This is a genomic window from Brevibacillus fortis (assembly GCF_046196545.1).
Taxonomy (GTDB): domain Bacteria; phylum Bacillota; class Bacilli; order Brevibacillales; family Brevibacillaceae; genus Brevibacillus; species Brevibacillus fortis_A.
Genome location: NZ_CP176370.1, coordinates 5427506 through 5443565, shown reverse-complemented (window position 1 = coordinate 5443565; position 16060 = coordinate 5427506). Strand labels below are relative to the sequence as shown.

Here is a 16060-nt window from a genome sequence, read left to right as displayed (position 1 = left end):
AATGGATTTAGGCAAATGAGGGAAAATATTCATACTAGTCAGAAAATGTTGCGGAAATCGAAGCAAATCGAGTAAAATGGATAAACCAAATCTTTATGCGATTTCCTTCATTGGTATCATTTGCGGGTGGAGTGTTAGTGGGGATATAGGCTACAATGCGGATACAGACAAAGTTTCGACCAAAGAACGGACGTGGACGTTTCATTTGGCGAATAGGGAGGGAGACTATATGAGTTTTTGTTGTGGTGCTGGAATGGTAGGTTCCGTAGGCTCAGTCCGTCATTATAAAACGCTTGTACACAATGTCCCGATCATGTTTTGTCCTGTATGTGACAGAATAGAGGTTCATCCCGGTATTGAGGGAGAATATGAAATTTTAGTAGAATATGCTCAAGGAGATCAGGCTCCAGAAGTGGATTTTGCTGACTTTGTGAGTGTTGACAATACATCCGAGTTGTTTGAGAATTGTACCATGACGGATGAAGCAGCCAGCTTCGCCGAAGTATTAAACCAGCAGATCGATATTTCACTTGATCTGCTTGGAGTCGCCAAGGAGTTACAGGATGACGATTGGCGGGAAGCATTGATGATTCGTTTAAGACGGTTAAGCGAGCGATTGAAGCAGTACAATAAAAGAAAAGCTAATGTCGCACAAGAGCGCATGACCTGAGTTGACGTGGGAGGCAGTGTGAATGTTTCATTTGAAAGCCGTTCACCACATCGCATTGAATTGTAGTGATGTTGTGAAGGTAGCTCGTTTTTTTAAGGACATTTTGGAAGTCCCTATCCCGGAAGAGAATATGACGGAAGGAGCACCTGTCTACTTTCAAATTGGCACATACACACGGATCGGTCTTCATCCTCATGGCGGGGAAGCTGGGAAAGGCGGCGTAGGGCAGGTCGATCATCTCGCCTTCTCTGTGCAGAGCCGAGCTGAGCTGGACTACCTGGTCGATAAGCTGGAGGCAGAGAATATTTGCTATCGTGGCCCAATTACACAGCCTACTAGCTATAATTTGTATTTTGAGACACCCGATGGTCACCACCTTGAGGTGCGACTCGATAAAGACGAGTTTGATGAGTAGTGTTTCAGGAAGCATCTGCGTAAAGCGGATGCTTTTTTATTTTTTGCCATCTCACTACTGTGTGGTGAGGAAAAAAGGTTGTGGATGATCTTCCTAAGTTTTAAAGCTGGTGAGAAGAAAAAGCACAGGGCTCGCAGACCTTGACAACGCCTCCCAGTCGGAACTTAAAAAAGGGGACCACGCTCGTCGAACACTTCTTCCTTGAGAAACGTCCGCCCGTAGGGTGGCTTTGGCTCGACGGTCCCCTTTTTTAAGTGGAGACGGCCAGTGAATCCCCCCTGCTGGCGTGTCAGAGTCGAAGAGAACTGTGCTTTTTCTTCTCCTCCACCATGTTGACTCAAAAGTGCTCTCTAAAGGTCTTTCTTACAATGTCGAGAAATAGATGGTTCCCCTGACAACAGCCGACAGTGACTCTCATTCCTCGCCAAAGGATTCGACCTGACAAGCCACGAACCCAATTGGGAAGAGAGGGGTGGCGTGCAGATGATCGGAATGGGCAGACTGCTTTTTGAACTGGGTGAGCGACTGCAAGGAAAAGCACACTTGCGATTCATAACAGTAGGATGGGAGCGCAGGATCGGAATTGTAGTCGATGATTCACCGGCACAGTGGCAATTGACGATAGCAAAAGGAGTTGCATCCTGGGATGTATGGACAGAAGAGCAGCCTGCCGATTTGATCATCAGGGGAGCGGAGAAACAAATGCACATGCTGTTTGGCGGCGATGAGCTCGTCTATGCACTAGCCAAAGAAAAGGTGCAAATAGCAGGGCCATTGCGCGACCAATTGAAGCTCGATGCCATTTTGCGACTAACCTGTCGGTGAACTGTCCATGGGGCAGTGTGATATAATAGGAAGAAACGGTTTTGGAGGAGGCGCTTTGATGTCTACTGTTATGTCGTTGCAACAGGCGGTTGCCACACGTAAAGATGCTATTGCCGAAACATTCCGTCATCTGCATGAGAATCCGGAGATAAGCTGGAAGGAAGTAGAAACGACTCGCTATTTGGCGGAGCGCATGCGTGCCTTGGGACTGCGTGTTACGACTTTTGACGATTGTACAGGATTAGTGGCTGAATGGGGCGAAGGGAAGCCAGTTGTTGGCTTGCGCACAGATATCGATGCTCTCTGGCAAGAAGTGGGCGGTGAATGGCGCGCGAATCACTCCTGCGGTCATGACGCCCATATGACATTGATTGTGGAAACGGTAGAAGCATTGGTTGCCGCTGGATATCAACCGCCAGGAATGTTAAAAATTTTGTTCCAACCAGCAGAAGAAAAAGGAACCGGAGCATTGAAGCTGGTGGAGAAAGGTGTCGTCGATGACATCGATTATTTGTACGGTGTTCATTTAAGACCGATTCAGGAGATGGCAAATGGCACGGCAGGACCCGCCATCTACAACGGAGCAGCTATGTTCCTTTATGGAGAAATAACAGGAGTAGCGGCACACGGTGCGAGACCGCATCTCGGGATCAATGCGATAGAAGTAGCGGGAGCAATTATTTCGGGTCTCGGGCAAGTACATATCAACCCGATGGTGCCAGCCACTGTCAAAATGACCATGCTGCAAGCCGGGGGAGAGAGTTACAACATTATTCCGGACAAGGCGCGTTTTGCTCTCGATCTGCGAGCGCAGACGAATGAGGCGATGGAGACCCTCGAGAATCGTGTTCGTCAAATGATTAACGGAGTCGCGGAGTCTTTTCAGGCACGCATAGAGGTAGAGTCCGGTTCTCGCATGGTGGCGGCAGAGGTCGATGATCAAGCCAAGGCATTTATGGAGCAGGCGATCGTAGATGTGCTCGGTCAAGAGAATTTGCGAGCGGCGCCTGTCAGCCCGGGAGCGGAGGATTTCCACTACTATACAGTGAAGCGCCCTCATATCAAGGCGACGATGCTGGCTCTTGGATGTGATTTGGTACCGGGGCTGCATCACCCGCTGATGCATTTTGACCGCTCTGCATTGGAAAAGGGTGTGGCGATTTTGTGTCAGACAGTCGTAAAAACGTTTGAAAATACGTAAATCTTTATGCCTTGTGAGAGCAACACTAAGGGAGTAAACTCTTGGTGTTGCTCTTTTTGTGGGGAAAATGTCTCTGCGTACTCCACGAATAGTCGATAGACTGATTGGTTTGTGGACAAAATACTGCTGTTGGGGAATAATACGCATGAGGAGGGTTATTCACACATTCTCCATGAGAGATTATAAAATTATGTAGCTTATTTAGCTAAATGTGATATACTAATTACAAATCGAGCGACAATTAGAAAGTCACAATAAATGATACACATTTTGGGAAGGAGATCGTTCACACATGGAAACCAATACGGTTCAAAAGCTTACTGACATTCTTGGAGCTACGAAAGTGTATCATAACTTGCCTGTAGCTAATCTTGTTGAGATGGCAGTGAAGCGTGGCGAAGGGATTTTGACCGATAAGGGGGCGCTCAATGCGCTAACAGGGAAGTTTACCGGCCGTTCGCCAAAGGACAAATTTGTGGTGGACGAAGCTTCCGTACACGATAAAATCAACTGGGGTCCCGTTAACCAACCAATTACTACTGAAAAATTCCAAGCACTTCAACAAGACGTGCTCCAATACTTACAATCAAAAGATGAACTGTTTGTCTTCGATGGCTTTGCGGGTGCAGATACAACCTATCGTCTGCCAATCCGCGTAGTGAACGAATTCGCTTGGCATAACCTGTTTGCACGTCAGCTGTTCATCCGTCCGTCCGAAGAAGAACTGGCTGCGCATGAATCAGAATTCACGGTTATCTATGCGCCTAATTTCAAGGCCAATCCTGCGGTACACGGCACGAACTCCGAGACCTTCATCGTGATGAGCTTTGAGCAAAAGACAGTATTGATCGGTGGCACTGAGTATGCTGGTGAAATGAAAAAGTCGATCTTCAGCGTCATGAACATGCTGCTTCCAGAGCGCAACGTACTCTCGATGCACTGCTCTGCGAACGTAGGTAAAGACGGAGACGTTGCCCTGTTCTTCGGTTTGTCCGGTACAGGAAAAACAACGCTGTCTGCTGACCCGGATCGTTTCTTGATCGGTGACGATGAGCACGGCTGGTCTGACAATGGCGTGTTTAATATCGAAGGCGGATGCTATGCAAAATGCGTCAAGCTGTCTGAAGAAGGCGAACCGCAAATCTGGAAAGCAATCCAGTTCGGTACCGTACTTGAAAATGTAGACGTAAATGAAGCGACTCGTGTAGCAGACTACGATAGCACCAAATATACAGAGAATACACGCGCTGCGTACCCTGTGGAAGCAATTCCGGGTGCTGTGATTCCAGGCGTGGGTGGGCAACCAAATGTCATCGTCTTTTTGACAGCCGACTCGTTCGGTGTATTGCCTCCAATCTCCAAGCTGAATAAAGAGCAAGCTATGTATCACTTCCTGTCTGGCTACACCAGCAAAATGGCAGGTACAGAGCGTGGTGTAACTGCTCCGCAAACAGAGTTTTCTACTTGCTTCGGTTCTCCATTCTTGCCACTGTATCCTGTAGTATATGCAGAAATGCTTGGTAAGAAGATTGACGAGCGAAAGGTTCAAGTATACCTGGTGAACACTGGTTGGACTGGTGGCCCGGTAGGTGTTGGGCAACGTATGAAGCTGTCCTACACGCGTGCGATGGTAACAGCAGCATTGAACGGTGAGCTGGAAAAAGTAGACTATGCAACTGACGAGATTTTCGGGGTACAAGTACCGACTTCTTGCCCGAACGTTCCTGCTGAAGTTCTGCAACCACGCAATACATGGGCAAACAAGGAAGATTACGACAAGCAAGCGGCTGATCTGGCTGCACGCTTCATTGAGAACTTCGAGAAGAAATTCCCGAATGCAACAGATATTGCAAATGCGGGTCCTAAAGTAAAGTAATCGAACAGGAAAGAAACGGGTAGACGATAAGGTCTATCCGTTTTTTCTTCGTGAAAACGTAAAAAAACCGTCAGCGTGTGACCGACGGTTTTGAGCTTATCCGTTACTTGCTGCCATCGAATACTTTCGAAGTATTGATTGGTACAACTTTTCCATTTGACTGGCGGAATAGAGTCAGGTAAGCTTCCCAAGGGATCCCTTCAATAGAGTGATAGCGATACATAACGAGAAACTCTTGATCACTCGTTCCGGTCAGATTGACATAACCTTTGGAAACGACCTCTCTCTCAGGTCCGCAAAGGTACAAGCTGCCTTTCACATCGGAAGGGTCACATGGAAGCGGTAAGATGTTTTTTGCCTGCTGGACAATTGCTTCTGGAATGTTACTGCCACCGGTGTTTCCGCCAGCGTCGGAGAAACGGACAGCAGGAGTTTTGTTGTCCCATTCCTGCTTGATACCGAGCGCATTGGCAACAGTCGCTACAGGTGCATAAACGTTTCCATTATAGATGAATGGTTCTGCTTTCGTTTTGATGACCTGGTCATTGACTATCAATTTAATGTTGGAGAAACGAGCAGATACTTTCTCTGTGCCCGTTTTTGCTAAGACTGTGGTGCCACCTACGAGTAGTAAGACAGTAGCTAGTCCAATTGCGAGTTTCTTGTTGCTCTTTTTCAAAATGCTCCATCCCTTTCTAGATATCCAGTGGTATTTTTTACAAAAAGTACCTGGAATTTAGACGGATATGTATGTCCAAAAGTTACAAAGGGAAAAATGCTGCGGAGGCAACAATATTTAGGAAGGATTCGATGCGCAAAAACGGACTTTCTAAATATAATGATATAAAAAATACAGATATGTTTCATTCCTTGATTTATAATTATTCTTATTATAAGATAGTTATTGAGAATGGATTGAGAATTTACCAACTCACTTTTGACGTGTATGGAGGGAATTCAGATGACAGCAGTACCGCATTTGCAAATAAAAAACCTTCGCGCCAAGATCGAGGACAAAGAGATCCTCAAAGGCCTGAATTTGGAGATCAAGGGCGGCGAAGTGCACGCGATCATGGGACCAAATGGTACCGGTAAATCGACATTGGCATCCACGCTGATGGGTCACCCAAAATATGAGGTAACCGATGGCGAAGTGCTGATCAATGACGAAGACTTGTTGGAAATGGCAGTAGACGAGCGCGCACGTGCAGGTCTGTTCCTGGCGATGCAATACCCGTCCGAAATCAGCGGTGTAACCAACTCTGACTTCCTGCGTTCCGCGATCAACGCACGCCGTGGCGAAGGAAACGAAATCTCCCTGATGAAATTCATCCGTGAGATGGACAAAAAGATGAATACGCTGGAAATGGATGAGTCTTTCTCCCACCGTTACCTGAACGAAGGTTTCTCCGGTGGTGAGAAAAAGCGTAACGAGATTCTGCAAATGATGCTCTTGGAGCCAGCTATCTGTATTTTGGATGAAATCGACTCCGGTTTGGACATCGACGCATTGAAAATCGTTGCAGCTGGTGTAAACGAAATGCGCTCCGCAGACCGCGGATTCTTGATTATTACGCACTACCAGCGTTTGCTGAACTATGTAAAGCCTGACTTCGTACACGTCATGATGCAAGGTCGTATCGTGAAGTCCGGTGGTCCTGAGCTGGCTGAACGCCTGGAGGCAGAAGGCTACGACTGGATCAAGGAAGAGCTCGGCATCGAGGACGAAACCGTAAACGCCAACGTGTAGGATGAAGGAGGCAGCAGTGAAATGAGTGTGGATGTACAGCTACGCTTCGATTCCGAGGCGATCACCCAGTACTCCAAAGCTAATCAGGAGCCTGCCTGGTTCCTGGAAAAGCGCCTCGCTGGACTGAAGGCGGCGGGAGAGCTGGCGCTCCCTGCCTTGGAGAAAACGAAGATTGATAAATGGAATACCGCTGATTTCGATCCGTTCCAAACCACTGCAAAGGTGGCAGCGGCGAATGAACTCAGCGATTTGGTAAAAGCACAAATCGATGTCGACAGCGTGAAAAACCTGTTGGTACAAAAAAATGCTTCTACCGTTTTTCAAGCAGTATCCGATGAGTTGAAGGCACAAGGCGTGATCTTCACGACTTTTGCTGATGCTCTGCAATCTCATGGCGATCTCGTGCAAAAATATTTGCTGAACGTGATCGCACTTGATGAGCACAAGCTGACTGCTCTTCATACGGCAGTTGTGAATGGTGGCGTATTCCTCTACGTTCCGAAAAACGTGGAAGTAGATGTTCCACTGCAAGCTGTGTATGAAATCGCAGGCGACAACGCTCTGTTGGCTCCACATGTTTTGATCGTGGCAGAAGCGAACAGCAAAGTAACCTACGTGGATACATATGTATCTGGCGAAGGCAAAAGCATGGTTGCGAACAGCCTAGTTGAAGTATATGTAGGCGCGGGCGCATCTGTGCAAGTAGCTTCTGTACGTTCTCTGTCTGTAGACGTTCACGATTATAGCTTCCGTCGTGCAACCGTTGAGCGCGATGGAAAAATGGAATGGATTTTGGGTGAGATGAACGATGGCAATACCGTTGCCAACAACACCACTATCCTCAAGGGAACTGCTTCGATCGCAGAGACCAAATCCATTTCTGTAGGTACTGGTTCCCAACGCCAAAACCTCACTTCCCAAGTTCAGCATATCGGCACGCACACTGAGTCTGACATGGTGAGCAAGGCTGTTATGACGGATGAAGCAGTGAGTATCTTGAACGGTATCACGAAAATCGAAAAAGGCGCTGAAAAGGCAAACGGCGTACAGGCGGAAAACATCCTGATGCTGAGCGATAAATCTCGCGGTGATGCCAACCCGATCCTGTTGATCGACGAGGATGACGTTAAAGCGGGTCACGCAGCTTCGGTAGGACGTTTTAGTGAAGAGTCTATCTTCTACTTGATGTCTCGTGGTATTTCCCGTCAAGGCGCAGAACGTCTGATCATTCTCGGCTTCCTGGAGCCAGTTGTTGCTGAGATTCCAGTAGAAGAAGTGAAAAACAGACTCCGTCAGGCGCTTGAAAGGAAGTTAGGCTAATGAACGCCAAGGAGCTTCGGAAATATTTTCCCATCCTACACCAAGAAGTAAACGGTCATCCGCTCGTTTACTTGGATAATGGTGCAACCTCTCAAAAACCGATTCAGGTTATTGAGGCGATGGATAAATACTACAGGGAGTATAACTCCAATGTGCACCGTGGCGTGCACACCTTGGGTAACATAGCGACAGATGGGTACGAGGGCGCGCGTGAAAAAGTTCGCGCCTTCATCAACGCCCGTGAAGCCGCAGAAATCGTCTTTACGCGTGGTACTACCTCTGCTTGTAATACGGTAGCGTACGGCTATGCTCGCATGTTCCTCAAGCCGGGAGATGAAATTGTGACCACATTGGTGGAGCATCACGCCAATTTCATTCCTTGGCAGCAGGCAGCCAAGGCGACCGGAGCGACTTTTAAGTTCATTCCGCTGGCAGAGGACGGCACCGTTACTCTGGAAGCGGTCAAGGAAACGATTACGGATAATACCAAACTCGTTGCCATTCACCATGTTTCCAACGTATTGGGGGATACTACCCCAATCAAGGAAATTGCCCAAATCGCTCATCAGCATGGTGCACTTCTGTTTGTTGACGGAGCGCAGGGTGCTCCACACAAGAAAATCGACGTCCAGGATTTGGATTGCGATTTTTATACGTTTTCAGCGCATAAGATGGCTGGCCCGACAGGCGTAGGTGTTCTGTACGGCAAGCGTGAGGTGCTGGAGCGTGTGGAGCCGATGGAGTTCGGTGGAGAAATGATTGACTACGTGGATATGTACGATTCCACGTGGAAGGAGCTTCCTTGGAAATTTGAGGGAGGAACTCCGATCATCGCAGGAGCTATCGGATTAGGAGCAGCGATCGACTTTTTGGAAGAGATCGGAATGGACAATATCGAGCGTCATGAAAAACATCTCGTCAAGTACGCGATGGAACAAATGCGCGAGATAGAAGGATTAAAGATTTACGGCCCACAGCAGGACCGCAGCTGTTTAATTACATTCAACCTGGATACAGTACATCCGCATGACCTGGCGACGGTGCTGGACAGTTACGGAATCGCAGTTCGTGCGGGTCATCACTGCGCACAACCGCTGATGCGTTGGCTGAATGTGACGGCTACCGCTCGGGCAAGCTTCTACCTGTACAACACAGAAGAAGAAGTAGATGTGCTGATCGCGGGCTTGAAGAAGACGAAGGAGTATTTCGGCAATGTCTTCTCTTGATGATTTATACCGCCGCGTCATTATGGATCACTACCAGAAACCGCGCAACCGCGGCAAGCTGGAAGAATCCGACGGACTCATTGTGAATTTGAATAACCCGACCTGTGGCGACAGCATCTCGCTCTCCTTGAAAGTGGAGAATGGCAAGGTGGTTGACGCGAAGTTTCTCGGTGAAGGCTGCTCAATCAGTATGTCATCTGCATCCATGATGACGGATGCTGTCAAAGGCAAGCCAGTAGCAGAAGCATTGGAGCTATCGCAAAAATTCTCCGATATGATGCAAGGCAAAGAGATCGATGACTCGATTGATCTTGGTGATATCGAAGCGTTGTCTGGCGTAGCCAAGTTCCCCGCTCGAATCAAGTGCGCAACATTGGCTTGGAAAGCATTGGAGCAAGGTGTCAAACAGGCGGAGCAGGAATAGTGATGGGTAAGGGACATGAACACGAAGGAGTGAGCAACGATGGCTGTTAAAGGCCCAGAAATACAGGAGTATCAGTACGGTTTCCACGATAAAGACGTCTCAGTATTCCGTACCAAAAAGGGTTTGACCCGCGAGATCGTCGAAGAAATTTCGAAGATCAAGGATGAGCCAGCTTGGATGCTGGAATTCCGCTTGAAATCGCTGGACATCTTCAACAGCATGCCGATGCCAAAATGGGGCGGCGATCTGGATGACCTCGATTTTGACAGCATCACCTACTACGTAAAGCCTTCTGAAAAGCAAGGCCGTAGCTGGGATGAGGTGCCGGAAGAAATCAAGGCAACCTTTGACAAGCTGGGTATTCCAGAAGCAGAGCAAAAGTTCCTCGCAGGTGTATCTGCTCAGTATGAATCTGAGGTAGTTTACCACAACATGCAGGAAGACCTGGAAAAACTGGGCGTTCTCTTCTGCGACATGGATTCAGCAGTTAAACTGCATCCAGAAATCGTGAAGGAATACTTCGCGACTGTTATTCCTCCAGCAGACAACAAGTTTTCTGCACTGAACTCGGCAGTATGGTCCGGTGGTTCCTTCATTTACGTACCAAAAGGCGTAAAAGTAGAAACTCCGCTGCAAGCATACTTCCGTATTAACTCCGAGAACATGGGTCAATTCGAGCGTACGCTGATCATCGCCGATGAAGATTCCTTCGTTCACTATGTAGAGGGCTGTACAGCTCCAATCTACAGCACGGATTCCTTGCACTCCGCTGTCGTAGAAATCATTGTAAAAGAACGCGCTCGTTGCCGTTACACCACGATCCAAAACTGGTCCAACAACGTATACAACCTCGTTACCAAACGTGCGGTTGCTTACGCGGATGCGAACATGGAATGGATCGATGGTAACATCGGTTCCAAGCTGACGATGAAATACCCAGCTGTTATCATGAAAGGACCTCGCGCGAAAGGTACCGTTCTTTCCATTGCAGTAGCAGGAAAAGGACAACACCAAGACGCAGGTGCGAAAATGATTCATCTGGCACCAGATTGCACATCGACGATCATTTCCAAGTCGATCTCCCGTGATGGCGGAAAAGTTACCTACCGTGGTCTGTCCCAGTTCGGACGCAAATCGGAAGGCTCCAAGTCCAACATCAAGTGCGATACGCTGATTCTGGATAAACTGTCCACGTCCGACACGATCCCGTACAACGAGATTATGAACGACAGCATCACGCTTGAGCACGAAGCGACAGTATCCAAAGTATCCGAGGATCAACTTTTCTACCTGATGAGCCGCGGTTTGTCAGAAGCAGAAGCAACTGAGATGATCGTAATGGGCTTCATCGAGCCATTCACGAAAGAGTTGCCGATGGAATACGCGGTAGAGATGAATCGTCTCATTAAGTTCGAGATGGAAGGTTCTATTGGATAATTAATTGTGTAACGTGTAAATACGTGTCTGATTCGTTCAGACACGTATTTTTTATTGCACCCGATTCTAATAAGTGTGGACTGCGTGGGAATGTCTGAGTGCATGAGGGGAAAGAAGGGTGATATCTACTCGGCTGCAAACCTCTTTAAAGTATTCACGTACCACATTGGTACGGAGCCAGCGGTCATCATGCTGGTGAGACATTAGATTTTTGTCAGACGTTTGATAGTTCTCGTAGCGTAAGATGATTTCATTCTGATTAATCTTATGCCTACGCATTATTTTGACTGTGAGATCGTCTAGCTTGATTGTGCGCCCGCTGGCATAACGCCTTTTCTAATCAGGAGGGCGTTTTTTCATGGGGAGCTGCTGAAGTGGTCCTTTCCGTTAGTTTCAAATTTGTCTCAATGCATAACTTTAGATAGAAGACCAGTTAGACGTAACGAGTTTATAATCATAAAGCCCGTTGTAGGTTCTCCCTTTATATCCGTTGATGGAACGCCGTGTGCGATGAAAGTCGCCTGCACGGTGTAGGCTCGAACGAAGGCCCTCAATAGAAGGGAATAAGTCGAGAATAGCGATGAAACCCCAGCAGTTGGTACGATCACTCTTGTTAATGCGAGCATTTTGCTAATTAACTTTAATGAAGCATTATCAGATGATACCTTATCTATTACTGATATGAATCAGTTGATTACCCACATTAACAATCACGGTGGAGCAAATTTAAAACACCCCAATGCCAATCAAAGTACCGAATGGGATACAACTGATCCTGAAAAGCCCATTCTCAAGATTTACATGGGTTATAATCCTGATACTTGGCATACTGGGTTTTCCTATCAAGTTAAATTTGTTTCCGGGTCAGTAAAAGATAAAAATGGGAACATTACGTATGAAACTCCATTTAGTAGTCCATTTTGAGATCCCATCGACGGCCCTCGGGAAATCCCGGGGGTATTTTTATCACTAAGACCTTGAGCCAGCCTCGTTCCTAGCGGGGCTATTTTTATTACCCCGAGGGGTGGAGAGGAGGATGAGCCCATGTCAAACAATGAGATGCAGGTACTATCTGATATCCGCGAGCGGATTGTCCGAGTAGAGACAAAACTGGACTCTATGACTGATGTTCGTGCTACAGCGGAAGAGGCGAAAGAGAAAGCGAATGAAGCACTACAATATGGGAAATCAGCGCATCATCGACTGAACGAAGTTGCTGATAATCAGAAATGGCTCTGGCGTACGGTTATTGGTGCGCTGATCGCTGGAGCAATAGCATTGCTGTGGAAGGGGATGGCGGTATGAAAACGTTTCTTAATGATAGAGATGGTGTCAGTGAGAAGGACTATCTGCTTCTGATCGCAAGCACTGTCTTTTTTCTTTTCGTAGCGATTGGGCTTATTCTGTCGTTGCTAGGTAAGCCTGTAAGTTCGGGCTACCTTGCTCTATTGGATATGATGGCTCCAGTCCTAATGACGGTTGCAGGCGGCGTGTTCGGTGTACGAGCGGTGCAAGAGTACCGCAAACCACGTTCCAGTGAGCATGACACGGAAGGAGAGGACTACGATGCACGTGTCTAAAGTCGACGAGATGCTCAAAGGATACCGTGTGACCAGCCATATGGGCCGCGTGTAGATCCGTTTACAACGAAGCAGGTATTCCATACCGGGATTGACCTGGTTAAAAAACATCGATCACCAATCCGTGCTTTTGTTACTGGTGTCGTCACGCACGCCAAAGAAGGTGTAAAAGGATCAGGATACGGGGGCTTTGGAATTGTAGTGGCTGTTAAAGACCAAAACGGCTGCACACACGTATATGCCCATCTACACAGCACATCCGTCAGGGTGGGCGATCAGGTCAAGTGTGGCGATGTCGTCGGACTGCAAGGTAGTACCGGACGCAGCACAGGCTCACACTTGCACTATGAGGTTCGGCGCGGCGGATTCGGGACACATACCGATCCTGTAGCGTATTTGCGAGAATATTACCAATCTGTGGATAAATCTGTGGATAGAGGAGATGAAGATACAGTGAAAGCACTGGAACCGTGGAAGCTCCAACTCGCAGACAAGGCGTTGGACAGCCTTGCCAGTAAGAAGGATACAGAAGGCAAAGCCTTGATAAACAACGCAGAAGAGTGGAAGCAACGACTTCGTACAGAGCCACAGGAGGTTTTGAATGACCTACCGTGGCTCTTGTTTGTACTCGTGGATCGAGCTACAAATACACCGGATTTTCTTGTCCAACAAGAGTGGGATGTAGATCATGAACGAAGAGTTTAAACGCAAACTTTCATCACGAAAACTGTGGATGGCATTGGCTGCCTTTATCACGAGCGTGCTGGTGCTGTTTGGAATGGACGGTGACACGATTACGAAGGTTGCGGCTATGGTTATGGCACTTGGATCAGTGACTGCTTACACTCTAGCCGAGGGGTACGTGGATGGACAACGAGAGAAGAAGGATAAAGTAGAACAAATTGAGTGAGTGTGACAGCCCTCGGGTGGAGAAATCTGCTGGAGGGCTTTTTTGTTTTGTAAAACAAAAATTCATACGATAAAATGGGAATATACGTTCCTTTGTGTTATAAGGAGTGCAGTCTAGTGGGTATCCTTTTGAATGTAGCTTGATAAATGTGATAGACAAAGATGGAAAAAATGGTATAAAGGAGGTAATGATAGTTGCGTAACGAGGAGAGATATAGAATGTCAAGTTTGTTTTTATACACGCTAAACACATTAGAGCAATCTGACATGTTTCTATGTGATGCTAATGGAAATTTGGATATGGAAAAAGTCATGGCATCTATGGTCGAGAGAGAGGCACCTATTGAAGAAAATGGCGCCATTACTGGAGAAGGTTTCTTTGATATTAAATTGAATGAAATAAACGGTATAAAGGTTATAGAATGTTTCGCGGCTGCCCAAAGTAGCCTAGGGTATTTTCATGAGGCAAAATGGCACGATAATCAAGTAGTAACACAAAAAGTCCAGCATAAGTATTATAGTAAGTCACATTTAGTTATTTCGAAGGATAGCCACGTCTATATCAAGTTCGACTGGGCGGCTGAAGAAGATTCCAGATCTAAAGTGAAAACGTTGATTGAGTCCATTGGATTCGAAGCAACATCTTATAAGGTGCATGATAAATTCTTAAGGGCAGTCCAAAGTAAGTTCAAATGGACAGCTGCAAAAATCGATAGAATCGAAAGAGCTGGAGATAGCACCAAGAGAATTTCGTATGAGATAGACCCTTCAGATGATCAGTTTACATCTCAAGTAGATAGTGATTATAGGGCGCATGGGAAAATGTCTTATGTTTCGTTTGAATTACCTTTTACTAAACCAAGTAAGGGAGATCAAACTTTAATTACTGTTAAACTATATGGAGGGGGCGCAGTTAAGATAGTTATCGATGAGAGAGAAATTAGCGATTTAAAGGATTTTAAAGTGTTCCAAGTATACTTGTTAAATTGTCTTAATGAGATTAGAGATAGTTTATAATTAGGATGTGATATTTATGAAGTTTAAATTATACAGTGTAAATGGGGCGAGCACTCCCGCGATATTGCTTTTGAAGAATACTATATCCAGTAGCATTTTGTCCAACCAGGATGAGAATGTGGAATTGTTTCATTCAAATGAAATGGACAGTAACATCATCCACTTCGTATTTCATATTAAAGATGAATATCAGGTTGGTACGAAAATTGGGGGTAGTTATTTCAAATTACCAATCTCACAATATGTTAATGCTTTTTTTCATACAAAGATGGGTTATTTTTTTGCAGAGATGCAAAATGATAGCTATTTGGATAATATAGGAAGTTACTTAGAGACAAAAGGAGTATTTTTAAATAATTGTACATTTAGCAATAGTATACTCCTATCCTTGGTCAGACGACTGAAGGGCAGTATTAAGAGTGCTGAGATAAGGAATAGCGAAGGTGAAGAGTTCTATGGTCCGATGAAAATGTTTGAGGTAGAGGAGAAAGTAAATCAAAATTTTGAAATTGATTACCTTTCTATTATTGCAGATCAAAACTTTATTTCTATATATAAAACAGGGACAGTTTCTGTTGATAACAGCAGTAAAGATTACTTGAAACGATTCATTGAGGAAGTGTCTGATGTATTGGAAAATAACTGTAGCTAATTGGATTACATTAGTTCTTATTACAGTTCTGGGATCTGTTTTAGGTGGCGAATATAAAAATCCATTGCATCTCATAGCATTGGTTATTTTAATCGGGTACACAGCGGGTATTCAGTTACTGTTACAAAATAATAGTAAAATTCAAGGAGAGCTTGAACAGAAACAAGAAGCAATAAGAATAAAAGATATAGAGTCGCAGGATTTAAGAAACAAGTTATCAGAGGTTTTTCTTGCAAATAAAATTAGCCGGGAGAATACCTTGTACCTAGCAGTTTATCCTCTGAACCCAGGAAATTCATTTAAATTAAATACTCCTATTCGTACAAAAGTAATTATTAATGCACCGTTTCAGATTACACCTCCACCGGATTTGAAAATTATTACTTCAGCTAGGTGGCTGATAAAGGTAGGAGGGAGAGTGGTACATCCCCGCCAATATGCAGGGAAAAATGAGTATATCATTCCAGTTTCATCATTTAATGAGATTGAGACAATATCTGACCGATACTTTGCGGTTGAGTTGCAGATTGAATTCCTGAGGATTGGGATGAACGAATTCACCTTACTAGCAGAAACAGAGGAGCACCGTTCTCAAATTAACAATATGTTTGAAGTGATCAGTTAGTCTCTTAGGTTTATTGCAACCTGGGAGACTTTTTATTTTCTAATCTTACAAAAATAGATATTTTACATTTGCACGTTCCCCTCATGTTCGCAAGCTACGACTAATCTATGGTTCATAAGCTAAAAAACGCAGC

The 16060-nt window shown here is 45.8% G+C and carries 18 protein-coding genes; 17 read left to right on the top strand and 1 reads right to left on the bottom strand.

All coding sequences use genetic code 11. The features are described 5' to 3' along the window. The first annotated feature begins 229 nt into the window (after nucleotides 1-229). The 5 genes from ACKKE8_RS26520 to pckA all read left to right on the top strand — a co-directional run bounded on the left by ACKKE8_RS26520 (nucleotide 230) and on the right by pckA (nucleotide 4987). Nucleotides 230-670 carry a hypothetical protein gene (locus tag ACKKE8_RS26520; protein ID WP_409175644.1) on the top strand — a complete coding sequence of 147 codons (441 nt, stop codon included), beginning with the start codon at nucleotides 230-232 and terminating at the stop codon, nucleotides 668-670. Nucleotides 671-692: 22 nt separating this feature from the next. After that, a complete protein-coding gene (locus tag ACKKE8_RS26515; RefSeq protein ID WP_007726371.1) occupies nucleotides 693-1085 on the top strand; it encodes a VOC family protein in 393 nt (130 codons plus the stop codon). 483 nt (nucleotides 1086-1568) lie between these two features. Beyond that, the gene (locus ACKKE8_RS26510) at nucleotides 1569-1910 is read left to right on the top strand and encodes an SCP-2 sterol transfer family protein (RefSeq protein ID WP_409179204.1); all 342 of its coding nucleotides are present in this window, start codon (nucleotides 1569-1571) and stop codon (nucleotides 1908-1910) included. Nucleotides 1911-1968: 58 nt separating this feature from the next. Further along, nucleotides 1969-3111: a M20 peptidase aminoacylase family protein gene (locus ACKKE8_RS26505; RefSeq protein WP_409175643.1), complete on the top strand. Its 1143-nt coding sequence runs from the start codon at nucleotides 1969-1971 to the stop codon at nucleotides 3109-3111. A gap of 292 nt (nucleotides 3112-3403) precedes the next feature. Further along, nucleotides 3404-4987 (top strand): phosphoenolpyruvate carboxykinase (ATP), encoded by a 1584-nt coding sequence (pckA, locus tag ACKKE8_RS26500; protein ID WP_409175642.1) that lies wholly within the window; start codon nucleotides 3404-3406, stop codon nucleotides 4985-4987. Nucleotides 4988-5090: 103 nt separating this feature from the next. On the opposite strand, the gene ACKKE8_RS26495 is transcribed toward pckA, so the two are convergent. Next, a complete protein-coding gene (locus ACKKE8_RS26495; protein ID WP_409175641.1) occupies nucleotides 5091-5666 on the bottom strand; it encodes a stalk domain-containing protein in 576 nt (191 codons plus the stop codon). Nucleotides 5667-5948: 282 nt separating this feature from the next. On the opposite strand from ACKKE8_RS26495, the gene sufC reads away from it, so the two are divergent. From sufC to ACKKE8_RS26435, 12 genes are all read left to right on the top strand, one after another. After that, nucleotides 5949-6737, top strand: coding sequence for a Fe-S cluster assembly ATPase SufC (sufC, locus tag ACKKE8_RS26490; protein WP_017251436.1), 789 nt, complete (start codon nucleotides 5949-5951; stop codon nucleotides 6735-6737). Nucleotides 6738-6758: 21 nt separating this feature from the next. Beyond that, a complete protein-coding gene (sufD, locus tag ACKKE8_RS26485) occupies nucleotides 6759-8057 on the top strand; it encodes a Fe-S cluster assembly protein SufD (RefSeq protein WP_409175640.1) in 1299 nt (432 codons plus the stop codon). Continuing rightward, nucleotides 8057-9283 carry a cysteine desulfurase gene (locus ACKKE8_RS26480; protein WP_048034590.1) on the top strand — a complete coding sequence of 409 codons (1227 nt, stop codon included), beginning with the start codon at nucleotides 8057-8059 and terminating at the stop codon, nucleotides 9281-9283. The genes sufD and ACKKE8_RS26480 overlap by 1 nt, the downstream gene beginning before the upstream one ends. Next, nucleotides 9270-9707 (top strand): Fe-S cluster assembly sulfur transfer protein SufU, encoded by a 438-nt coding sequence (sufU, locus tag ACKKE8_RS26475; protein WP_409175639.1) that lies wholly within the window; start codon nucleotides 9270-9272, stop codon nucleotides 9705-9707. The genes ACKKE8_RS26480 and sufU overlap by 14 nt, the downstream gene beginning before the upstream one ends. Before the next feature lie 39 nt (nucleotides 9708-9746). Further along, nucleotides 9747-11144: a Fe-S cluster assembly protein SufB gene (gene sufB / locus ACKKE8_RS26470; RefSeq protein WP_017251432.1), complete on the top strand. Its 1398-nt coding sequence runs from the start codon at nucleotides 9747-9749 to the stop codon at nucleotides 11142-11144. A 1044-nt stretch (nucleotides 11145-12188) separates the two neighbouring features. After that, a complete protein-coding gene (locus ACKKE8_RS26465) occupies nucleotides 12189-12449 on the top strand; it encodes a hemolysin XhlA family protein (protein ID WP_199930092.1) in 261 nt (86 codons plus the stop codon). Continuing rightward, nucleotides 12446-12724, top strand: a complete 279-nt coding sequence (locus tag ACKKE8_RS26460) for a hypothetical protein (RefSeq protein ID WP_251252249.1) — start codon at nucleotides 12446-12448, stop codon at nucleotides 12722-12724. The genes ACKKE8_RS26465 and ACKKE8_RS26460 overlap by 4 nt, the downstream gene beginning before the upstream one ends. A 21-nt stretch (nucleotides 12725-12745) precedes the next feature. Then, nucleotides 12746-13429 (top strand): M23 family metallopeptidase, encoded by a 684-nt coding sequence (locus ACKKE8_RS26455; protein ID WP_409179203.1) that lies wholly within the window; start codon nucleotides 12746-12748, stop codon nucleotides 13427-13429. Continuing rightward, entirely contained in the window at nucleotides 13413-13634 is a 222-nt protein-coding gene (locus tag ACKKE8_RS26450) for a hypothetical protein (RefSeq protein ID WP_409175638.1), read from the top strand. Before ACKKE8_RS26455 ends, ACKKE8_RS26450 begins: the two co-directional genes overlap by 17 nt. A 218-nt stretch (nucleotides 13635-13852) precedes the next feature. Further along, a complete protein-coding gene (locus tag ACKKE8_RS26445; RefSeq protein WP_409175637.1) occupies nucleotides 13853-14650 on the top strand; it encodes a hypothetical protein in 798 nt (265 codons plus the stop codon). Between the two features lie 16 nt (nucleotides 14651-14666). After that, entirely contained in the window at nucleotides 14667-15302 is a 636-nt protein-coding gene (locus tag ACKKE8_RS26440; RefSeq protein WP_409175636.1) for a hypothetical protein, read from the top strand. Further along, nucleotides 15277-15927, top strand: coding sequence for a hypothetical protein (locus ACKKE8_RS26435; protein ID WP_409175635.1), 651 nt, complete (start codon nucleotides 15277-15279; stop codon nucleotides 15925-15927). Before ACKKE8_RS26440 ends, ACKKE8_RS26435 begins: the two co-directional genes overlap by 26 nt. Nucleotides 15928-16060: the final 133 nt, after the last annotated feature.

What these genes read in the sequence shown, in the direction of transcription:
- ACKKE8_RS26480 (WP_048034590.1), top strand. Translation starts at nt 8,057, where the DNA reads ATGAACGCCAAGGAGCTTCGGAAATATTTTCCCATCCTACACCAAGAA.
- ACKKE8_RS26460 (WP_251252249.1), top strand. Translation starts at nt 12,446, where the DNA reads ATGAAAACGTTTCTTAATGATAGAGATGGTGTCAGTGAGAAGGACTAT.
- ACKKE8_RS26465 (WP_199930092.1), top strand. Translation starts at nt 12,189, where the DNA reads ATGTCAAACAATGAGATGCAGGTACTATCTGATATCCGCGAGCGGATT.
- ACKKE8_RS26505 (WP_409175643.1), top strand. Translation starts at nt 1,969, where the DNA reads ATGTCTACTGTTATGTCGTTGCAACAGGCGGTTGCCACACGTAAAGAT.
- sufD (WP_409175640.1), top strand. Translation starts at nt 6,759, where the DNA reads ATGAGTGTGGATGTACAGCTACGCTTCGATTCCGAGGCGATCACCCAG.
- sufB (WP_017251432.1), top strand. Translation starts at nt 9,747, where the DNA reads ATGGCTGTTAAAGGCCCAGAAATACAGGAGTATCAGTACGGTTTCCAC.
- pckA (WP_409175642.1), top strand. Translation starts at nt 3,404, where the DNA reads ATGGAAACCAATACGGTTCAAAAGCTTACTGACATTCTTGGAGCTACG.
- ACKKE8_RS26520 (WP_409175644.1), top strand. Translation starts at nt 230, where the DNA reads ATGAGTTTTTGTTGTGGTGCTGGAATGGTAGGTTCCGTAGGCTCAGTC.
- sufU (WP_409175639.1), top strand. Translation starts at nt 9,270, where the DNA reads ATGTCTTCTCTTGATGATTTATACCGCCGCGTCATTATGGATCACTAC.
- ACKKE8_RS26450 (WP_409175638.1), top strand. Translation starts at nt 13,413, where the DNA reads ATGAACGAAGAGTTTAAACGCAAACTTTCATCACGAAAACTGTGGATG.
- ACKKE8_RS26445 (WP_409175637.1), top strand. Translation starts at nt 13,853, where the DNA reads ATGTCAAGTTTGTTTTTATACACGCTAAACACATTAGAGCAATCTGAC.
- ACKKE8_RS26510 (WP_409179204.1), top strand. Translation starts at nt 1,569, where the DNA reads ATGATCGGAATGGGCAGACTGCTTTTTGAACTGGGTGAGCGACTGCAA.
- ACKKE8_RS26435 (WP_409175635.1), top strand. Translation starts at nt 15,277, where the DNA reads ATGTATTGGAAAATAACTGTAGCTAATTGGATTACATTAGTTCTTATT.
- sufC (WP_017251436.1), top strand. Translation starts at nt 5,949, where the DNA reads ATGACAGCAGTACCGCATTTGCAAATAAAAAACCTTCGCGCCAAGATC.
- ACKKE8_RS26440 (WP_409175636.1), top strand. Translation starts at nt 14,667, where the DNA reads ATGAAGTTTAAATTATACAGTGTAAATGGGGCGAGCACTCCCGCGATA.
- ACKKE8_RS26515 (WP_007726371.1), top strand. Translation starts at nt 693, where the DNA reads ATGTTTCATTTGAAAGCCGTTCACCACATCGCATTGAATTGTAGTGAT.